We start from the raw sequence: 18,868 nt of genomic DNA, 5'->3' as shown, positions 1-18,868 counted from the left end.
TCACCGCACCGCGGGCCGGTAGGCGGTGACAACCACCGAGCCGCCGAGCCCGATATTGTGCTGCAGCGCCACACCATCCTTGGTGGCCGCACCGGCGACCTGCCGCTTGTCGGACAGGCCACGTAGTTGCCAGTTCAGTTCGGCGCACTGGGCCAAACCGGTGGCACCGAGCGGGTGCCCTTTGGAAATGAGTCCACCCGACGGGTTGACCACCCACTTGCCGCCAAAGGTGGTGTCCTCGTTGTCGATCAGCTTGCCGGCTTCGCCCTTCTCGCAGAGACCCAACGCCTCATAGACCAGGATCTCGTTGGCGGAGAAGCAGTCATGCAGCTCGATGACGTCAACATCGTCGGGGCCGATCTGCGCCTGCTCGTACACCGCATCAATAGCCGCCTTGTTCATGTGTGCACCCACGATGCCCGCGGCGGTGCCGTCGAAGGTGTCGGCGCGATCGGTGACGGTGGCCTGCCCGACGATCTCGACGGCCTGCTCGGCCAGCCCATGCTTCTCGACGAATTCCTCGCTCGCGACGATGGCCGCCGCCGATCCGTCGGAGGTGGGTGAACATTGCAGCTTGGTCAGCGGGCCCACGATGGTGCGCGAGGCCAGGATGTCTTCCAGCGAGTACTCATCCTGGAACTGGCTGTACGGGTTGTTGACCGAATGTTTGTGGTTCTTGTACCCGATCCACGCCAATTGCTCAGCGGTCAGGCCATATTCACGCATGTACTCCTCGGCCGCGGCGGCGAACATCCACGCAGTCATGGGCGCTTGCGGCGGCGTCAGCTCGGCTAGACGTTCGAGCTGCGGCTTCAGCGGCGATTCGCGATCGGTGAATTTCATGCCGAGCGATCCTGGTTCCATCTTCTCGAATCCTGCCGCCATCACCACATCGGACTGGCCGCTGCGAATCGCGTTGGCCGCCATGAAGAGCGCCGTCGAACCCGTCGAGCAGTTGCTGTTGACGTTGTAGATCGGAATGCCGGTGTGGCCGAGCTCGTACAGCGCCCGGTGCCCGGAACACGAGTCGCCGTAGACGTTTCCGATGAACGCCTGCTCGATCTGTTCGTACCGCACACCCGCGTCCTCGAGTGCCACGGTGCCGGCTTCTTTGACCATGGCCGGGTAATCCCAGCCCTCCGCATGGTCCGTTGGCTGACCCGGCTTCTCGAATTTGGTCATGCCGACACCCACCACGAAAACTCGATTGTTGTTCTTCATGATTCTCCCTAGAGCGAGCGGCTGATGATTTCTTTCATGATTTCGCTTGTCCCCCCATAGATCTTGTTGACACGTGCACCGGCATACATCCTGGCGATCGGGTACTCCATCATGTATCCGTAGCCGCCGAAGAACTGCACGCAGCGGTCCACGATCGAGACTGCCTTGTCCGTGGCGACGAGTTTCGCGATCGATGCGGTGGCCGGATCGTTGTTACCGTCGAGGTAGTTCTGGATGCACCAATCCACCGTGGTCTTCACCGACAGCACTTCGGCCTTGAGCTCAGCAAGCTGGAACTTGGTGTTCTGGAAGTTGATAATGGGCTTGCCGAATGCCTGACGTTCCTTGGTGTATTTAATGGCCTCGACCACCGCGCTCTCCGCCAGGCCCGCGCAGCCCGAACCGATGATGAGCCGTTCACGCGCAAGCTGATCCATCAACTGATAGAAGCCCTGCCCCTCTTCCGGGCCCAGTCGGTTGGCCACCGGTACCCGCATATCGGTGAAGAAAAGCTCGCGGGTGTCCTGGCCGTGTTGCCCCACCTTCTGCAGCACGCGTCCACGTTCGAAACCCTTGAGCTCGTCGTTCGTCTCGGCCACAATCAGCGACACTCCGGCGGCCCCCTGCGACGCATCGGTCTTGCACACGATGACGAGCAGATCGCAATGGGTCCCGTTGGAGATGAATGTCTTCGACCCGTTGATGACATAGTGGTCACCGTCGCGGACCGCCATGGTGCGCACCGCTTGTAGGTCCGACCCGGCACCCGGCTCGGTCATCGCAATCGCGAGCACCAGGTCACCGCTAACGATGCCGGGCATCCAACGTAGTTTCTGTTCGTCGTTCCCAAAGTTGTTGATGTAGTGCGCGACGATCGGTGAGTGCACCCCCCAGCCCGACGAGTTGTCCTGTGCCAGCGCGAATTCCTCGGCGACGACGGCGCAGTACCCGAAATCACCGCCGGCACCGCCGTATTCCTCGGGCAGGTCCAGGCCAAGCAGCCCGGCGTCTCCCAACTTGTTCCAAAACTCCCGATCCACCTGGTGCTGCTCGCTCCAACGCTCCTGGTTAGGTGTGGATTCCCTGCGAAGAAACTCCCTGGCGTGCTTGCGTAGCTCCCGGTGCTCATCGGTTTCCCAGGACGCACGGTAGGTGGGGAACAGTTCAGACATCTCTTCACTCCATCTTTGACGCCGAATGTCGAGTTTCTGCGCCGCATAGTCGCACTTTCGCGCGAAAAGTCGGCACTCAGCGATACGGTCCAGACAATACAAGTGTATCGTTTAAGATTCATTTGTAAAGGGGTGCGGTAGGATGGGGCATATGGCAAACCCGCGCGCGACCGACGATGACCTCACCGCGAAGGCACGCATACGCAATTCGGCGCTGGATTTATATGCCCAGTACGGCGAAGAGCGAATCTCCTTGCGCGCGGTGGCATCCGAGGCTGGGGTGACGCTGGGGCTGGTGCAGCACCACTTCAAGACCAAGGCGGGCCTGCGTGAGGCCGTGGACCAATTGGTAGTCGACTACTTTGTCGACGCACTTCGCTCCGTCGAAGGAGAGGAGGACCCGCGCAAGCTCGCTGCTGCCCGTGATAGCGCAGTGCGACGCATGCTCGAGGCCAACCCGCCGATCGCGAGCTATGTGCGCAGAGCGGTGCTAGAGCCTTCCGTCGAACAGATGCATCTGCTCGACGCGCTGATCGGCCTGACCCAGGACGAGGTGGCCACCCTGCGCAAGGAGGGTATGGCGCCCACCGACCGCGCGGAATCCACTCAGGTGGTCTCCGTGCTGGTTCGACAGATGGGCGACATGTTGTTGCAGCCGCTCATCGACGCCGCCTGGGACCGAGTGACGCCCGGAACGGCGCGCAAGCCCACCCTTTCCATCAAGGTGCTCGACTAGAGATTCTTGGCCAGGAACCGTCACAGCAGCGCCTACCGTCCGGCCGCCGCAATTCGCACACCGTCCTTGCCCGCGGTCAGCAGATCCTGCAGCACCTTCTCGACAACCTGCAGCTCGGCATTGCTATACCGCTGCAGGAAATCGCGCATACCGCTGTCCATTTCGTCGTGCAGCTGGCGGTGTACGTCGGCGACGGTGCGCCCATCGGCGGTCATACTGAGCTCAACCTCCTTGCGATTACCGGGAATCGGCGCACGCTCGACCCAGCCCGCATCCACCAGCCGCTGCACGTGCTTGGACACGGTGCCCTTGAGCTGACCCGAGCGTGCGGCCAGACCCACCACACTGACCGGTCCGTCGGCGATCACCGCCAACAGGTGTAGCGATAGCGTCGGCAAGGTCCTGACGAGGTGTTCCATTCGGCGCGGGCACCGCGCGGCCATGAAGTCCCGCTCAGCGTCCCCGTCGTCATCCGACTCGAACTTGTCCCCCACCGCGCCCACCAGGGTGTTGATGCTGCCGATCAGCGCCAGCTTGGTTTTCATGGAAACCATATTGCCATCCGCCGACACACGCCGTACATTGTTTCCAAAGAAACCATATCCAGGGAAACTGCGAGGAGTGAGCATGAAGGCAGCGGTCGTGCACGAGTGGGGACAACAACCCGCCTATACGGACTTCCCAGATCCACAGGCCCCCGAGGGCGCCGAGGTCGCCACCGTCGAAGCCTCCGCCCTGACCAACCTCACCCGGGCCGTCATCTCCGGAACGCACTACAGCAGCAAGGAAACTCGCCTTCCCGCCATCGCCGGCGTCGACGGGGTGGCCAGGCTCTCCGACGGTAGGCGGGTGTACGCCGGAGCCATCGCGCCCTACGGCATGATGGCCGAGCGCACCGTCGTGTATCCCGCCGGGGCCATCGAGGTACCCGAGCACGTCGACTCGGTAACCGCCGCCGCGATTCCCAATCCGGGAGTATCCGCCTGGCTGGCGCTGTCCCATGGCGCCGCGGTACAGCCCGGCCAGAGCGTGTTGGTGCTGGGCGGTACCGGCGTCACCGGATCCTTGGCGGTGCAACTGGCGAAGTCCGTCTTCGGGGCCGGACATGTGACAGTGGCGGGCCGCAACACTGAGCGGCTGGCCTGGCTGCGCACGGTGGGCGCCGACGATGTCATCGCGCTGGGCAGCGATGACCTCACCGAGAGCGTCACCGCACAGCACGCGGCGCGCCCCTTCGATGCGGTGCTGGACTATCTGTGGGGCTCCCCCGCCGAGCAGACCCTCACTGCGCTGGCGGCCAGCCACTCGTCGGCGCACTTCCACGCCACTCGTTTTGTGCAGATCGGCGCGATGACCGGAGAAACCATCGGCGTCAACGCCTCTACCCTTCGCAGCACCGGCATCACCCTGCGCGGGGTCGGCATCGGCAGCGTCCCGCCGGAGGCGCTGCTGCGCGCTCGCGTCGAGGCCCTGCCGAAGCTGTTCGCCATGGTCGACAGCGGCGACCTGCACCTACAGACGCTGGCCCGGCCGCTGGCCGATATCGACACCGTCTGGGCCGCGAAGGAGCCGTCCGGGGTGCGGGTGGTGGTCACCCCGTAGGGCGCACCGAGACGTAACCTGCTGGTCGCTTGTTTGTGGGTGCCGAGCTCGCCATCCAATGGCACGGTGACAACATGACGCATTCCGCCGAGCTTGATCACGACGAGCACTCCCGCACCGGCATGAATGCCGACACGCTGCAACGGGCGATCACCGATCACCTGCGGTACTCGATAGGCCGTCCGGCGAGCGTGTTGACGCCCGACCACTACTACCGGGCGCTGGCTCTGGCGGTCCGAGATCGCATGCAGCAGCGCTGGATCGCCAGCATGCAGACCTACCTAGATCTGAGCCGCAAGGTGGCGGTGTACCTGTCCGCCGAGTTCCTGATGGGTCCGCAGCTGGGCAACAACCTGCTGAACCTGCAGATCGAGCAGTCGGCCCGCGACGCCCTGTCGGCGCTGGGTCAGGACCTCGATGAGGTGCTGGCATGCGAAGAGGAGCCGGGGCTCGGTAACGGCGGCCTGGGGCGGCTGGCGGCCTGCTATATGGACTCGCTGGCCACCCTGGATCGCCCTGCCATCGGGTACGGCATCCGGTACGAGTTCGGCATCTTCGACCAGAGCATCCGCGACGGCTGGCAGGTCGAGAAGACCGACAACTGGCTGGATAGCGGAAACCCTTGGGAGATCGCAAAACCCGATCTGAACTTCCTCGTCGGCTGGGGTGGACGCACCGAGCAGTACCTGGATGAGAAGGGCAACTTCCGGGTGCGCTGGCTGCCGGCGCGACTGATCAAGGGCATCCCCTACGACACCCCCATCCAGGGCTACGGCGTGAACACTTGCAACACGCTGACCCTGTGGAGCGCGCGGGCCGTCCAGTCCTTCGAACTGGACGCGTTCAACGCCGGTGATTACTACAAGGCCGTTGAGAATGAGGTGTCCTCCGAAACCGTCACCAAGGTGCTCTACCCCAATGACGAGCCCGAGGCCGGTAAGCGGTTGCGGCTGCTGCAGCAGCACTTCTTCGTCTCCTCCTCACTGCAACGGGTGTTGCACATTCTGGAGGACGTCGCGGAGCGTCCGGTCACCGAACTGGCAGAGCAATTCGCCATGCAGCTCAACGACACTCACCCGTCCATCGGTGTCGCCGAGCTGATGCGACTGCTTCTCGACGAGCGCGACCTGAGCTGGGACGAGGCGTGGGAAATTACCGTGGCGGCATTCGCCTACACCAACCACACCCTGCTGCCCGAGGCGTTGGAAACCTGGCCGTTGGGGCTTTTCGCCGAATCGTTGCCCCGGCATCTGGAGATCATCTACGAGATCAACCGGCGCTTCCTCGACGAGGTGCGCGCCCGCTTCCCCGGTGATGACGCCCGGCTGCGTCGCATGTCGCTCATCGGCGAAGAAGGTGGCAAGAGTGTGCGAATGGCGCACCTGGCCACCGTCGGCAGCCATGCCATCAACGGTGTGGCCGCGCTGCATTCGGAGCTGCTGAAAGAAAGTGTGCTCAAGGACTTCTACGAATTGTGGCCCGAGCGGTTCAGCAACAAGACCAACGGGGTCACGCCGCGCAGGTTCCTGGCGTTGGCCAATCCGGGATTGCGGGAGCTACTTGATGACACCATCGGTGACGGCTGGCTGACCGATCTGAATCGACTGCGCGAGCTGGAGCCCTACGCCGAGGATTCGTCGTTCCGGATGCAGTGGCGAGAGGTCAAGCGCCTCAACAAGGCCCGGCTCGCCGAGTACGTCCAGGCGACCACCGGGGTGCAGCTGGACCCCAACTGGATGTTCGACATCCAGGTCAAGCGGATTCACGAATACAAGCGCCAGCACCTCAGCGTGCTCAACATCGTCACGCTGTATCACCGGCTCAAGCAGAACCCGGATCTGCAGATCGCGCCGCGCGCCTTCATTTTCGGCGGCAAGGCGGCGCCCGGGTACTTCATGGCCAAGCGGATCATCAAGCTCATCAACGCCGTCGCGGAGACCGTGAACAACGACCCGCACGTCAGCAAGTACCTGAAGGTGGCGTTCCTGCCGAACTTCAACGTCAAGAGCGCGCATCTCATTTACCCGGCCGCCGATCTGTCGGAACAGATTTCGACGGCCGGCAAGGAAGCATCGGGCACCGGGAACATGAAGTTCATGCTCAACGGAGCTTTGACAATCGGCACCCTCGACGGCGCCAATGTGGAAATCCGCGAGGAGGCTGGGGCCGAGAACTTCTTCCTGTTCGGACTGACGGTCGACGAGGTGCAGCGCCTGGTGCACGACGGGTATCGGCCCGAGGACTTCGTCGATGTGAACGACGAGCTGCGAGCGGTGCTGGATCTGATTGCCGGCGGCCACTTCTCGGACGGCGATCCGTCGGTGTTCGCGCCGGTTGTCGACTCGCTACGCGGCCACGATCCGTTCCTGGTACTGGCCGACTACTCCGCGTACATCGAGTGCCAGGATCGCGTGTCTGAAGCTTGGCACGACGCGACGGCATGGACGCGGATGTCGATCCTCAACACGGCGCGCAGTGGCAAGTTCTCCTCGGACCGCGCCATCGCCGAGTACTGCGAGGACATTTGGGGCGTGCAGCCGGTGACCGTGCAGGTGTAGGTGGCGACACCTTGCCAGATCATGTGCGTATACCTACGATAGGTTCATGAACACGCTGCACGACCTTCGAGGCGTCCATCGCACCGCGGTACTTGCGTCCGCCGAGATCGTCTCGGCTGTCACCCCAGATGACCTGCACCGCCCGACTCCGTGCGCCGGGTGGACCGTTGCCGACCTGCTAGCCCACATGACCGTCCAGCATCGCGGCTTCGCGGCCTCGGCCCGCGGCACGGGCGACGACCTCACGATGTGGGATACCGCCTCCGTCGTCGACGCGGTGCGTACCGATCCGGCGGGTGCCTATCGCGACGCCATCGACGACGTGCTCGATGCATTCGCCACCGATGGCGTGTTGGACGTGCCGTTTGCGCTGCCCGAATTCGGCCCGGGCGCTTCGTTTCCCGGGGCGACGGCCATCGGTTTCCACTTCATCGACTACGTCGTACACGGATGGGATGTGGCGCGGAGCATCGACGTGCCGTTCACGCTGCCCGACGACGTAATCACCGCGGCCATTCCGATTGCGCTGGCCGTGCCCGACGGCGAGATCCGCGCCACGGAGGGCTCGCCGTTCGCACGCGCCGTCCCCGGGGCCGACGGTCGACAAGACCTCGACTTCATCCTGCGCCATCTGGGGCGCGACCTGAGTGCCCGGCTATGAACGACAATTTCGGGACACCGCCGGATTGTCGCTCGTAGGCAGGCACATCGGACTGCGCTCCCAGATCAGGCACCGCACAGCTGGTACGTCGCCTCGAGGTAGTTGTGCAGCGACTGGGTGTCGGACGCCGATGGCGGCGGCGGGGTCCGCCCAGTCCGCCCACATATGGTGTCCGTGCCATAGGGCTCTTTCGACGTGGGCGGTCCACCCAACACTCGCCATTGCGCCGTCAACCTACGGTCGGCGGTCGGCGCGACGGCGTCGATAACAGCCGTCAGATCGCGAGCTGCGGTATCGGGCGCCCTCAGACCCACCGATATTTCCCTCATTGCGCCGTCCTGCACAAACACCGAATACACGGTGGCCGGCATCGCGTTGCGTGTCCGCGCCAGCTCCTGCCACCGCTCGGCAGTCAACGGCAGCTTCAGAACCCAGGCGCCGTGCACATGGGTGTCTGTCGACTCGATTCGGAGCGTCAGGTCTTCTCCGGCCAGTATCGGCAGCGCCTGCGGCGCAACGGCATCGGGATTGTCGACGGGCCATGTCCGCAGCTCGGAACCCACGTTGGTATCGCGCGACAGTGTCGAACCCCCAGCAATGGGCGCAAGCTTGCGGACCAGCCCGGCGTCGGAGCCGACCCTGTCAGGATCCAGATCGGCGGTCTGGCCCGAGTACCCGTACGACTGCCGTTCGACGATGGCCTTCGCAGCCACGTCGAACTGAATTTGCTGCCGGTGCTTGTCGAAGTCGTCGCCCATGGTGTCGCGAACGCGTGTGGCGACGGCGACGATCTCCTCGATGCTGGCCTCGGGCATGTCCAGCGTCAGCCGAAAATTGGGGCCGTTCTCAAAATCGTTGACATAGGACATGTTCACCGATTTCACGCCCGGCATCGCCGCGACGGCATCGCGGACGTGGTTGGCCTCGTTGGTGCGATCGGCGGTACATGCGAGGGCAAGACCGACTAAGCACAACAGGACCAGCAACCCCACCCCCCGGCGAAACATTAAGCGAATCCGTCGATTTGGGACAGCACCCGCATCATCACCTCGTCGGCGCCGCCGCCGATGCTCAGCAGCCGCTGATCCCGGAAGAATCGCGACGTCCACGTCTCGGTCATGTACCCCATGCCACCGTGCACCTGCAGGCACCAGTCGCCGGCCTCGCGGACCAACGGCCCCGCGGTGAGCTTGGCGATGGTGACCTTCCGCGTCACGTCCTCTCCCGCGATGTACCGGGCAGCGATATCGCGGTTGTAGACCTCCAGCATGTCGGCGCGCGCAGCAAGTCCCGCGTACTGGTAGGCCAGGTGCTGGTTCTTGGTGAGCGGCTTGCCGAACACGTGCCGCGCCAACGCATATTCCTTGGTGCGCTGCAACGCCCTGTTCACGCTGGCGGGGATGCCGTAGGCGCCGAACATGCGCTCCATCACGAACTGCGACATCTGCTGCTGGAAGCCGCGCCCGATCTCGCCGATGGTGTTGGACACCGGCACCCGCACGTCGTCGAAGGTGATCAATCCCGTGTCGGAGGCGTGCATGCCCAGCTTGTCGAGCTTGCGAACCTGATATCCCGGGGTTTTGGTCGGGACGATGATCTGGCTCATCCCCCCGTAGCCGCCCTCGTCCGAAGTGCGCGCCAACACGCACAGCCAGTCGGCCTGAACTGAATTGGTGATGAACATCTTTGAACCGTTGATCACCCAGTCGTCGCCGTCACGGCGCGCCGAGGTCTTGATGGCGGCCACATCGGACCCGGCGTCGGGTTCGGTCACCGCGATGGCGGCGATCTGCTCGCCGGTCAAGGCCGGTGCCAGGAACTCGCGCTTGAGCGCGTCACTGCCGTGCTTGTGCAGGGACGGTGTGGCCATCGCGACGTGCACGCCGAAGGCCATCGGGAAAGATCCGTGATCCACCCGGCCCAGTTCTTCGGCAAGCACCAGGGTGAAGAGGTGATCGGCGCCCTGGCCGCCGTACTCGGGGTCGTATTCCAGGCCCACGAATCCGAGTTTGGCCATATCGGAGATGACATCGTGCAGCGGCATCATCTGCTCGCGTTCCCACTCGTCGACGTGGGGGTTGATCTTCTCTTCGAAGTACCGGCGGACGGTGCTGCGGAAGTCTTCATGCTCGGACGAGAACGTCATCGGTCTCTCTTTCATGGGATGTGAGTCCCATCTTGCCTCAGCCGAGCGAGCTAACATGGTGGAGGAGGTTTCCCATGAGGCTCGCAGCACTGCTCGCAGCGTTGGTGATGGCGCTGTCACTTGCGCCAATCGCCGTCGCGGACCCCAGCTGGCCGGTGGCCGGATCCGGCTCGGCCAGCGAAACCATCTCGGAACTGGAAAGCCAGGGGTACGAGGTCCAGATCAACTGGGTCAACGGCAACACCCTGACCCCGCTGGAACTGTGCACCGTCAACGGAATCAACAACCCCGACCGTTCCGGCACCCAGGTCAAGGCCAACACGACGGTGTACGTCGACGTGTCTTGCCCCAACTACTGGGACGTCGGCGACTAGGCCTAGAGCCCTACCTCTGTCCAGGCCTCGTCAATAGCCGCTTTGGGCGAGTCGCCTCCGGCACGGTCGGCCGCGAGCTGCCGGGTCAGTTTGGCGAAGGCCTTGAACGTCATGTTCTTACGCGCCTTCGGACTGGTAAGTGCCTCATACCAGACGCTGCCCACGGCCTCCCAGGAATGAGAGCCATGCTTGGTCGACGCGAGGTAGAAGGCGTGGTTGGGGATGCCGCTGCCATCGTGCGGGTCACTGCCGGATACATAGTCGCGATAGTGGGCCGGTTGCGGCGAGAGGCAGTGACCGGCACCGGGATCGGCGAGATCCCGCAGGCAGGTGTATCCCTTGTCGAGAGCGCGCGGCCCCAGGATGTCCTTACCGATCAACCAATCGGCCTTGTCCGCGGTCTGCTGTGCCTGCCATTGCCGGAACATCGAACCGAAGACGTCGGACACGCTCTCGTTCAATGCCCCTGCCTCGTTCTCATAGGTCAGGCCCGCGGTGAATTGTGTGACCCCGTGTGTCAATTCGTGGCCAATCACATCGTTCGACTTGGTGAAGTCGAGGAAGATCTTGCCGTCGCCATCCCCGTAGGCCATCTGCGAACCGTTCCAGAAGGCATTGGTGTACTTGACGCCGTAATGGATGGACGAGATCAGCGTCATACCCGCGTCGTCAACCGAGTTGCGTCCGAAGCATTCCCGGTAGAACCGCACCACCGCCGCCGTTTCGGTGAAGGCCCGCTGAGCGCTGGCGTCCTTGGAGGTGGCCGGGTCGGCTACGACCACGCCCGGCAGTGAGGTGGTCTGCCGACAGTCGAACACGGGTGTTTCGGGGACCGTGGCCAAGGCGGCGATGACGGCGGTGCTGAGAACGGCACCACGTGTCACCAGGGCAGCCTGGGTGGCTTGCGTGTGTGCATCCCGCAAGGTGCGCCAGGACGACTCGCAGGCCGCGGTGGCCGAGAGTGCGGCTCGCGAGTCTTCGGCGATGTCGTCATCCTCGGCCAATCGCGATAACACGGCCGGAGGGATGATGAAACGCTGACACATGACGAGTCTCCTTGACACATATATCTATTCGCGGGAAACCCGCACGATCAATGTGCCAACCGACCCTACCCGCCAGTGCGCATGCGCGCTCAGCGCATGACCGGTGATTGTCAGGTCGGAGCCGTCCTCAGATCTGTTCTTTGACGACTTGCCGGACGGCGTCGGGCAACAGACTCTCCGGAATGTTCCGGGTTTTCCGGTCAGACCCGCTGACCCGGGTCACCGTGTAGGTGAAGCGGTCGGCGCCCGGGTCGCTCGGAAGCGACCCGGGGTTGTCCAACAATCCGTCCAGTGCACGCCGAGCCTCGGGGTCAAGACTCTGATCGGTAGCCGTGCCGCTGGCCGGAAGCCCGGTGAATCCGCCCCTTCTGTCGATGAGGTACTCCACCATGACGCCGACGCTACAGCCCGACCGTGGTCCACGCGTCGTCAATTGCCTTGTGCACCGATTCGGCGATTGCGCTGGTCGCGGAGATCTCCCGAGTCAGGTTAGCGAAAGCCTTCATCTTCATGTTCGGACGGGCCTTCGGGCTGGTCAACGCCTCGTACCAGACCGTTCCCACACCCTGCCACGAGTACGAACCGTGCTTGGTCGCCGCGAGGTAGAACGCGTAGTTGGGGATACCGCTGCTCTCATGCGGGTCACTGCCGGGTACGTAGTCGCGGTAGTGGGAAGGCTGCGGCGAGAGGCAGTGCCGGGCACCTGGATCGGCCATATCGCGCAGGCAGGTGAAGCCTTTGCTGATCGCACGCGGACCCATGATGTCCTTGCCGATCAGCCAATCCGCTTGATCCACAGTCTGGCCGGCGCTCCATTGCCGGAACATCGATCCGAACACATCCGACATGCTCTCGTTGAGCCCGCCCGCCTCGTTCTTGTAGAGCAGGCCCGCCGTGTACTGCGTGACACCGTGCGTCAGCTCATGGCCGATCACATCGTTGGACGCGGTGAAGTCGACGAAGATCTCGCCGTCACCGTCGCCGTACGTCATCTGGGAGCCGTTCCAGAACGCGTTGGAGTAGCTCACGCTGTAGTGCACGGAGGACACCAAGGTCATGCCTTCGTCGTCGACGGAGTTACGTCCGAAGCATTCCTTGTAAAACCTTGCAACCGCTGCGGTTTCGGTGAACGCCTGCTTGGCGGAGGAATCGGTGGAGGTGCCCGGATTCGGGACCGCGACACCGGGCAGCGAGGTAGTTTGCTTGCAGTCGAACACCGGCGTGCCGGGGGCCTTGGCCAGCGCCTTGGCTACATCGGCGAATGCATCGGCGCGGGCCAGCAACCGGGCCTGGGTAGCCTCGGTGTGCGCGTCGCGCAATGTGCGCCAGGCCGTTTCGGAGGCGGCCGTAGCCGCCAGGGCTAGTCGCGAGTCGTCGGCGACACTGTCATCGTCGGCCAATCGCAGCAGGACATCTTGGGGAATAATGAAACACATAGTGAGTCTCCTTGACACGGCCGCGTGTTCACGGTCCTTGGACATGACGTGCTCAGTGTGCGAATGCGGGGCGGCGACGACGCGCGTACTGCACTACCCGATTTGGGGCTCGGCCCGCCAGTCCCGCTGTTCGGCCCCGATATCGTCAAGGAAGCCCAGATCATGGCTGGCAACAACAAGCGCACCTCGATAGTCGGCCAACGCCGAGACCAGCGCGTCATACGACGCGAAGTCCAGGTTGTTGGTCGGCTCGTCGAGCAGCAACAGTTGCGGTGCCGGGTCGGCCAGTAGCACCGCGGCCAGCGTGGCACGGAACCGTTCTCCGCCGGATAGCGCACCTACCAGGCGGTCGGCGGCACCACCACGGAAGAGGAATCGGGCCAGACGGGCCCGGATGGTGTTGATATCCGCATGCGGCGCCCGCATGGCGATGTTGTCGGTGACGCTGAGATCGTCGTCCAGCAGGTCGAGCCGCTGCGGCAGGAGCCCCAGTGGAACATGCACGGCAACAACGCCTTCGGCCGGTTCGATGCGTCCGGCGATGGTGTGCAGCAGCGTCGTCTTGCCGGATCCGTTGGGGCCGGTGAGCCCAACCCGCCTCGGCCCATGAAGTTCCAGGGTCGCGGCGATGCCGTGACGCAGCACCAGGTTCTCCGCGGTGAGCACGACGCGTCCGGTCGGCACCTCGGTACCCGGCAGGTCGATGCGGATGGTGCGGTCGGACCGCAACCGGGTCTGGGCCTCGTCGAGCTGATCGCGCGCCTTGTCCAGCCGGTCGGTTTGGGTGCGTGTGAGCGCGGCGGCCGACTCCTGTGCGGCGCGTTTACGAAGCCCCATCACGATTTTGGGTTCGCGCTTGTTGGCCTGCATCTTGGCGCCGTAACGCTTGCGCTGCGCGATCACCCGCTCAGCCTCGGCCAGGTCGCGACGTTCGCGGCGCACCCCGGCCTTGGCCGTCGAAATCGCTTGCGCGGCAGCCTCCTGCTCGGCAGCTATCTGGTCAGCGTAAGCGCTGTAGCCGCCGCCGTACCAGGTGACGGAGCCGTCGCGCAGGTCACCGATCCGTTCGACACGTTCCAGCAGCTCCCTGTCATGGCTGATCACCAGCAGGGTGCGTGGCCAGGTCTCGACGAGATCGTATAGATGCGTGCGGGATTCGCCGTCGAGGTTGTTAGTGGGCTCGTCGAGCAGCAGGATATCCGGGCGGCGCAGCAGCAGCCGGGCGATGCCGAGCCGGATCACCTCGCCGCCAGAGAGCTCACCAAGGGTGCGGTCCAACACCGTCTTCGGCAGCCCGAGACGTTCCAGTTCGGCGGCAACCCGGTCGGCAAGATCCCAGTCGTCACCGATGGTCTCGAAGTGGACCTGATCGGTGGAGCCGTTCTCGATGGCCTCGATCGCCGTCAAGACCGGTGCGAGTCCCAGTAGTTCGGGTACCGATTCGTCGGCGCGGATGGTGAGATCCTGTGGTAGATAACCGATGTGACCGCCGGCATGAACGGTTCCCGACGTCGGCTGCAGCTCCCCCGCAATGAGCCGCAGGAGTGTGGACTTACCGGATCCGTTGACGCCCACGAAACCAGAGCGGCCCGCCGGGACCAGCATGTCGATCCCATCGAGGGCGATGGCCCCGTCGGGGTGGATGTACGTAAGAGCTGACGAGGATATGACGGCAGACATAAGGGAGCCTTTCGAGTGAGGTGTGTGGAGACCAAACCTCACAGCTCCATGTCGTACCTTTCGCCGGGAACAAGAACATCAACCACACTAGGAGCGACCGCCCTGAGCGGCAAGCGAATTTCCCTCGCAGGTCAGGGCCCTCGCGCGTAGCATGCTGCCATGCCGGCCGGAGCAACGTCGGAGGAGTCAGCGCGTCAGCCAGCCGACGCGCCGGGTGATGACGACGCTCCTGCGGCTGTCGCCGACTCATCAGATCCGGTATCGGTCCTTCGCCCCGTCATCGCCGTGATCACCACGGTGGGAACACCGTTGACCATGATCACCGCCCTGCTGCTGTACTTCGGGTGGGCGCGCAGTGACGCCCAGTCGCGGTGGATGGGTATCGAGGTGAGCCTGTTCCGCTTCAGCACCCAGGACTATGTGCTGCGCAGCATCAGCACCCTGTATCTACCGATACTGACCACCGCGATCATCGGAATCGCTTGGCTGGCAGCGCATCGCCAATTGAGCGACATGATCGCCCGAGACGGTACAACCGGAACCGTACGTGTGATCTGCCGGGCCGCGATGTTCGGCGGGCTGGGCATCGCGATACTCGGCGTGGTCCTGCCCTCGATGACTCGCCGCTGGGAACCAGGGACGGTGGTGTGGCCGCTGATGATCGCGATCGGCACAGCGGTGGCGGTGTACGGCCAGCACCTGAGCCGCCAAGGACAGGAGCGCACCCAGCCGCGCAATGTCATTGCTCGCCCACAAGATGTGCTCGAGGCCGTGCTCATCGGCATCGTGATCGCGGCAGCGGTGTTCTGGGCGGTGCAAGGCTATGCAGATATTGTCGGGCGGGGGTATGCGCAGCGCTACGAAGAATCGGTGTGGACGCTGCCCCGCGCGATGGCGATCAGCGAGAGCCCGCTGGGTATCCACTCACCCGTGGTGCGGACCGAGGAGATCACCACCGGGCCCAAAACGCTGTACCGCACCACGGGGTTACGGCTACTCGCCGAATCCGGCGGCCGACTGTTCCTGATGACCGAGGGGTGGACCATCGAGGAAGGCAGCATCATCGTGCTGGAGGAGGACCAGTCGGTGCACTGGCAGTTCTCCCACTGACTCAGCGGGTGGTCGGACTAGTTGTCGTTGTCGTTGTCGTTGTGGACGAGGTCGTCGTGACAGTGCTCGACGTGGTCGAACTCGTTGTTGTGGAATCGGTCTCGTCCGGCGGCACGAAGCTGTTGTTATCACGCGAGCATGCGGTTCGGCCGCCGGTCTGCGGGAAGGACAATTCAGGCTGGCTACCCGGGTGTTCGTCATGCCAGGCCAGGAGTTTTGTGACCATGGCGGCGATGGTGTCGTCGACGCACTGCACCGGGCCGATCTCGGTGCCCGCGCCGCGCGCCGCGAAGGCTGTGGCCGCCACATCCCATTGGGACTGTTCGCCATTCACCGCGGCACGGCATGCGGCCAGCGCGGCGTCGTAGAGCTTGCCCTCGGGTTTCTGGACGTTCTTCAGGCTCTCGCAGTCGTGCTTGACGAAATAGACGTAAACGTCCCAGCCCGGTGTCGGGAAGGCAGGGTCCTTGGGCCCGTAGGGCACCCACGCAAGTCCGTCGTCCTTGGGCGTCTTCGCCGGCGAGGACGAATCGTCGCCGCCGGTACTCCCGTGGGAGCCGCCATCCCGAGTGACCGTCGTCTGGTCGGTGACCGTATGAGTCACCGTGTGAGTGACGGTTTCGCCGGCGCCGCCGCAGGCGGCCACGAGGACTCCGGCGAACACCGCACAGACCATGCTGCGGCGAAGTCTCCCAACGGGAGTCGGTGATCCAGACATGGCAACCTCCCAAACGGGACCGATGAACCCGATGTGGAAGTTACTCCGATAGGCCACTACCGCACTGGGTACTTGATTACTCGATTTTTCCCGCGAAACAGAACAACCGTCTGGTCAGTTGACGGGGACCTGCAGAATCGGGCGGTCGGTACCGGCTCCGGGGCCGTCAAAATGCCACCACTCACCCGAATACACCTGCAGCCCGCCGGCCTGCATGGCGCCGCGCAGCCGGGCACGGTTGGCCTGCTGGGCAGCGCTCACCCCGTCGGTGGCGTAGGCCAGGGAGCGGGGCGAGAAATCGTCGAAGCCGGTGCCCATATCGACCAGGCTCTGCGCATTGGCGAGGGTAACGTCCACCGAGCGTCCGGCCTCGTGGCTGCGGGCGTACTGGCCGGGTTTGGCGACCCAGTTGGGGTTGGGCACCACCTGGAACATCCGGACCTGCACATCGTGCGGGCGGTAACAGTCCCAGAAGACCAGCCGTTCACCGTTGGTGCGCAGCGTGTCGGCGGCGGTCTTGAGTCCGGGCGCCATGGACTCATGCACCAGGCAGCGGGCATTGGCCGGGTACAGCTGCACGCCGGTGAAGTTGTTGGTGGTGGCGTACCGCAGGTCGATGACCGCGTCGGGGACGACGCTGCGCACGTCAAGCAGTCCGGCGGCCCGGGCCGCGTCGCTGACAGGTGGGATCCCGGGGTCCGCACTGGCGGGTGCGAACTGGCTGAGGGCGCACCCGAGACCGAGGGCAACGAGGGCGAGACGCTTGAACATTTGCCCATTGTCCCCGGTGCACTCTCAGATTCCCGTATTACGCTCGATTCGTGGTCACCCCAAAGCTGGACCGCCGAATGTTTCTGGGTCTGGTCGCCGCCGGCGCCGTCACCGTGACGGGGCTCGGCGGGTTCCTGGCGCTGGAGGGCCGCGTCGGGTCCCGGTTGACCGGACGCTCGTTCATCGACCTGTTCGAGGCCACCGGCGGCACGTTCGTCGGGTACCGACGCAATCACGCCAAAGCCCTTGCGGTGTCGGGGCGTTTCGAAAGCAATGGCGCCGGAGCCGAGGTGTCGTCGGCGTCGGTGTTCGTCAAGGGTGTGCATCCCGTCGTCGGACGGTTCTCGGTGGGCGGCCAGAATCCGCACCAACCGGACACCGGGTCGGGACAGGCTTTGGCCCTTGATTTTTCGCTGCCACAGGGCGAGCAGTGGCGCACCGCGATGGCCGCCGCCCCGGTCTTCATGGCGCCGACCCCGGAGATGTTCTTCGGGCTGTTGTCGGCGCGCACATCGGGTGACAAACAGCGGGCTACCGCGTTCCTGCGGGACAACCCGGCCACGGCCGCCGCCCAGACGCTGATCGAGGCCGCCCCCAAGGCCTCGTCTTTCGCGACTGCCACCTACAACAGCCTCAACACCTTCATGTTCGTCGGCACCGACGGTGCGCGGACGCCGGTGCGGTGGCGTGTGGTTCCCGATGCGTCTGATGCCGCCGCAGCACTGAAAAATGGACCGAACTGGATGTTCGAGGCGCTGGCTCAACGAGTGCGTCGGGGCGAGTTGCGCTATCGGCTGCTCCTGCAGATCGGCGTCCCCGGGCAGGACCCGACGAACGACCCGTCGCTGCCGTGGCCGGCCGATCGCCGCCAGATCGACGTCGGGACGATCATCCTCGGACGCGCAACCATGCCCGAGCAAGAACGGATCCGGGACACCAACTTCGATCCGACGGTGCTGCCCAACGGAATTGAGATCTCCGATGATCCGATCCTGGCGGCGCGCGCGGCGGTCTATGCGGAGTCGTTTCGGCGGCGGGCGCGTGAAATCCCTGCGCCAGTAGAACAGTTCGGGCAGGACATGTGATGGCTGATTCCTCGTCGTCCTCGACGGACGAACGTTTCGGGTGGGCGGCACAGCTGCTGCATTGGACGATGGCGGTACTGATCATCACGATGCTGGTGCTGGGCGCACTGCTCGTCGGCTCGGTAGGCGATTATCCGTTGGTGCTGGCCTGGCATAAGTCCATCGGTGTGGTGGTGCTGGCGCTAGCGGTGCTGCGGATCGGAAACCGCATCGTAAACAGGCCGCCGCCGCTGTCACTGGCCCAGCCGGAGCGGTTCATCGCGGCCGGTTCCGAGCTCGCGATGTACACGTTGTTCCTGGTGCAACCGGTGATCGGGTGGGCGCTGGTCTCGGCGTCCGGGGTGCCGGTGGAGATCGCCGGAATGCGTTTCCCGTCGATCGTGCCGACCAGCATCGGGACGTACGGGGTGCTGCGCGAAGCGCATGCGTGGGTGGCGTACGCGTTGCTCGCCTGCGTGGTCGCGCATGTCAGCGCAGTGCTGTTTCATACCATCGGGTTGCGGGACAGGTTGCTCGCGAGGATGCTTCCGCGCCACTAGCAGCGAAAATGGC

Annotated in this window: 19 protein-coding genes; 8 read left to right on the top strand and 11 right to left on the bottom strand. The window is 64.2% G+C overall.

What is annotated here, in order from left to right; translation table 11 throughout:
- Complete coding sequence (locus FZI91_RS12205; RefSeq protein WP_155939267.1) at positions 1-1,221, bottom strand: lipid-transfer protein; 1,221 nt, start codon at positions 1,219-1,221, stop codon at positions 1-3.
- Between the two features lie 8 nt (positions 1,222-1,229).
- The gene (locus tag FZI91_RS12200; protein ID WP_155939266.1) at positions 1,230-2,393 is read right to left on the bottom strand and encodes an acyl-CoA dehydrogenase family protein; all 1,164 of its coding nucleotides are present in this window, start codon (positions 2,391-2,393) and stop codon (positions 1,230-1,232) included.
- 151 nt (positions 2,394-2,544) lie between these two features.
- On the opposite strand from FZI91_RS12200, the gene FZI91_RS12195 reads away from it, so the two are divergent.
- Positions 2,545-3,129 (top strand): TetR/AcrR family transcriptional regulator, encoded by a 585-nt coding sequence (locus FZI91_RS12195; RefSeq protein WP_155939265.1) that lies wholly within the window; start codon positions 2,545-2,547, stop codon positions 3,127-3,129.
- Positions 3,130-3,161: 32 nt separating this feature from the next.
- Here the strand turns inward: FZI91_RS12195 and FZI91_RS12190 are convergent, their stop codons facing one another.
- Entirely contained in the window at positions 3,162-3,674 is a 513-nt protein-coding gene (locus FZI91_RS12190; protein ID WP_155939264.1) for a MarR family winged helix-turn-helix transcriptional regulator, read from the bottom strand.
- Between the two features lie 82 nt (positions 3,675-3,756).
- On the opposite strand from FZI91_RS12190, the gene FZI91_RS12185 reads away from it, so the two are divergent.
- The 3 genes from FZI91_RS12185 to FZI91_RS12175 all read left to right on the top strand — a co-directional run bounded on the left by FZI91_RS12185 (position 3,757) and on the right by FZI91_RS12175 (position 7,950).
- Positions 3,757-4,731, top strand: a complete 975-nt coding sequence (locus FZI91_RS12185) for a zinc-binding alcohol dehydrogenase family protein (protein ID WP_155939263.1) — start codon at positions 3,757-3,759, stop codon at positions 4,729-4,731.
- Positions 4,732-4,805: 74 nt separating this feature from the next.
- Entirely contained in the window at positions 4,806-7,289 is a 2,484-nt protein-coding gene (locus FZI91_RS12180; RefSeq protein WP_155939262.1) for a glycogen/starch/alpha-glucan phosphorylase, read from the top strand.
- Between the two features lie 46 nt (positions 7,290-7,335).
- Positions 7,336-7,950: a TIGR03086 family metal-binding protein gene (locus FZI91_RS12175; RefSeq protein WP_155939261.1), complete on the top strand. Its 615-nt coding sequence runs from the start codon at positions 7,336-7,338 to the stop codon at positions 7,948-7,950.
- A 65-nt stretch (positions 7,951-8,015) separates the two neighbouring features.
- Here FZI91_RS12175 and FZI91_RS12170 read toward each other — a convergent pair whose 3' ends face one another.
- Positions 8,016-8,942, bottom strand: coding sequence for a hypothetical protein (locus FZI91_RS12170; RefSeq protein ID WP_155939260.1), 927 nt, complete (start codon positions 8,940-8,942; stop codon positions 8,016-8,018).
- Between the two features lie 14 nt (positions 8,943-8,956).
- A complete protein-coding gene (locus FZI91_RS12165) occupies positions 8,957-10,096 on the bottom strand; it encodes an acyl-CoA dehydrogenase family protein (protein ID WP_155939259.1) in 1,140 nt (379 codons plus the stop codon).
- Between the two features lie 74 nt (positions 10,097-10,170).
- On the opposite strand from FZI91_RS12165, the gene FZI91_RS12160 reads away from it, so the two are divergent.
- Positions 10,171-10,470 carry a hypothetical protein gene (locus FZI91_RS12160; RefSeq protein WP_155939258.1) on the top strand — a complete coding sequence of 100 codons (300 nt, stop codon included), beginning with the start codon at positions 10,171-10,173 and terminating at the stop codon, positions 10,468-10,470.
- Between the two features lie 2 nt (positions 10,471-10,472).
- On the opposite strand, the gene FZI91_RS12155 is transcribed toward FZI91_RS12160, so the two are convergent.
- From FZI91_RS12155 to FZI91_RS12140, 4 genes are all read right to left on the bottom strand, one after another.
- Entirely contained in the window at positions 10,473-11,516 is a 1,044-nt protein-coding gene (locus FZI91_RS12155) for a M4 family metallopeptidase (RefSeq protein ID WP_155939257.1), read from the bottom strand.
- Between the two features lie 127 nt (positions 11,517-11,643).
- The gene (locus FZI91_RS12150; protein ID WP_155939256.1) at positions 11,644-11,907 is read right to left on the bottom strand and encodes a protealysin inhibitor emfourin; all 264 of its coding nucleotides are present in this window, start codon (positions 11,905-11,907) and stop codon (positions 11,644-11,646) included.
- Positions 11,908-11,917: 10 nt separating this feature from the next.
- Positions 11,918-12,952: a M4 family metallopeptidase gene (locus tag FZI91_RS12145; protein ID WP_155939255.1), complete on the bottom strand. Its 1,035-nt coding sequence runs from the start codon at positions 12,950-12,952 to the stop codon at positions 11,918-11,920.
- A 93-nt stretch (positions 12,953-13,045) separates the two neighbouring features.
- Positions 13,046-14,632, bottom strand: coding sequence for an ABC-F family ATP-binding cassette domain-containing protein (locus FZI91_RS12140; protein WP_155939254.1), 1,587 nt, complete (start codon positions 14,630-14,632; stop codon positions 13,046-13,048).
- Between the two features lie 159 nt (positions 14,633-14,791).
- Between FZI91_RS12140 and FZI91_RS12135 the strand changes: the two genes are divergently transcribed.
- A complete protein-coding gene (locus tag FZI91_RS12135) occupies positions 14,792-15,742 on the top strand; it encodes a hypothetical protein (protein ID WP_239001632.1) in 951 nt (316 codons plus the stop codon).
- Position 15,743: 1 nt separating this feature from the next.
- Here FZI91_RS12135 and FZI91_RS12130 read toward each other — a convergent pair whose 3' ends face one another.
- Together FZI91_RS12130 and FZI91_RS12125 are read right to left on the bottom strand one after the other, a co-directional pair.
- Entirely contained in the window at positions 15,744-16,460 is a 717-nt protein-coding gene (locus FZI91_RS12130; RefSeq protein WP_155939253.1) for a hypothetical protein, read from the bottom strand.
- Positions 16,461-16,574: 114 nt separating this feature from the next.
- Positions 16,575-17,231: a M15 family metallopeptidase gene (locus tag FZI91_RS12125; protein WP_155939252.1), complete on the bottom strand. Its 657-nt coding sequence runs from the start codon at positions 17,229-17,231 to the stop codon at positions 16,575-16,577.
- 50 nt (positions 17,232-17,281) lie between these two features.
- On the opposite strand from FZI91_RS12125, the gene FZI91_RS12120 reads away from it, so the two are divergent.
- Both FZI91_RS12120 and FZI91_RS12115 read left to right on the top strand, forming a co-directional pair.
- Entirely contained in the window at positions 17,282-18,316 is a 1,035-nt protein-coding gene (locus FZI91_RS12120; RefSeq protein ID WP_162525590.1) for a catalase family peroxidase, read from the top strand.
- Positions 18,316-18,855 (top strand): cytochrome b, encoded by a 540-nt coding sequence (locus FZI91_RS12115; RefSeq protein ID WP_155939251.1) that lies wholly within the window; start codon positions 18,316-18,318, stop codon positions 18,853-18,855. Before FZI91_RS12120 ends, FZI91_RS12115 begins: the two co-directional genes overlap by 1 nt.
- Positions 18,856-18,868 lie beyond the last annotated feature (13 nt).

This window comes from Mycobacteroides sp. CBMA 271 (genome assembly GCF_009729205.1).
GTDB lineage: Bacteria > Actinomycetota > Actinomycetes > Mycobacteriales > Mycobacteriaceae > Mycobacterium.
Note: the sequence above shows the minus strand (reverse complement) of the source record. Positions and strands in the feature narration are given on the sequence as shown.

Coding starts and splice junctions, on each gene's coding strand:
- FZI91_RS12145 (WP_155939255.1), bottom strand. CDS start 12,952: ATGTGTTTCATTATTCCCCAAGATGTCCTGCTGCGATTGGCCGACGAT.
- FZI91_RS12125 (WP_155939252.1), bottom strand. CDS start 17,231: ATGTTCAAGCGTCTCGCCCTCGTTGCCCTCGGTCTCGGGTGCGCCCTC.
- FZI91_RS12175 (WP_155939261.1), top strand. CDS start 7,336: ATGAACACGCTGCACGACCTTCGAGGCGTCCATCGCACCGCGGTACTT.
- FZI91_RS12115 (WP_155939251.1), top strand. CDS start 18,316: ATGGCTGATTCCTCGTCGTCCTCGACGGACGAACGTTTCGGGTGGGCG.
- FZI91_RS12185 (WP_155939263.1), top strand. CDS start 3,757: ATGAAGGCAGCGGTCGTGCACGAGTGGGGACAACAACCCGCCTATACG.
- FZI91_RS12190 (WP_155939264.1), bottom strand. CDS start 3,674: ATGAAAACCAAGCTGGCGCTGATCGGCAGCATCAACACCCTGGTGGGC.
- FZI91_RS12130 (WP_155939253.1), bottom strand. CDS start 16,460: ATGTCTGGATCACCGACTCCCGTTGGGAGACTTCGCCGCAGCATGGTC.
- FZI91_RS12195 (WP_155939265.1), top strand. CDS start 2,545: ATGGCAAACCCGCGCGCGACCGACGATGACCTCACCGCGAAGGCACGC.
- FZI91_RS12180 (WP_155939262.1), top strand. CDS start 4,806: ATGACGCATTCCGCCGAGCTTGATCACGACGAGCACTCCCGCACCGGC.
- FZI91_RS12135 (WP_239001632.1), top strand. CDS start 14,792: ATGCCGGCCGGAGCAACGTCGGAGGAGTCAGCGCGTCAGCCAGCCGAC.
- FZI91_RS12200 (WP_155939266.1), bottom strand. CDS start 2,393: ATGTCTGAACTGTTCCCCACCTACCGTGCGTCCTGGGAAACCGATGAG.
- FZI91_RS12160 (WP_155939258.1), top strand. CDS start 10,171: ATGAGGCTCGCAGCACTGCTCGCAGCGTTGGTGATGGCGCTGTCACTT.
- FZI91_RS12205 (WP_155939267.1), bottom strand. CDS start 1,221: ATGAAGAACAACAATCGAGTTTTCGTGGTGGGTGTCGGCATGACCAAA.
- FZI91_RS12165 (WP_155939259.1), bottom strand. CDS start 10,096: ATGACGTTCTCGTCCGAGCATGAAGACTTCCGCAGCACCGTCCGCCGG.
- FZI91_RS12140 (WP_155939254.1), bottom strand. CDS start 14,632: ATGTCTGCCGTCATATCCTCGTCAGCTCTTACGTACATCCACCCCGAC.
- FZI91_RS12155 (WP_155939257.1), bottom strand. CDS start 11,516: ATGTGTCAGCGTTTCATCATCCCTCCGGCCGTGTTATCGCGATTGGCC.
- FZI91_RS12150 (WP_155939256.1), bottom strand. CDS start 11,907: ATGGTGGAGTACCTCATCGACAGAAGGGGCGGATTCACCGGGCTTCCG.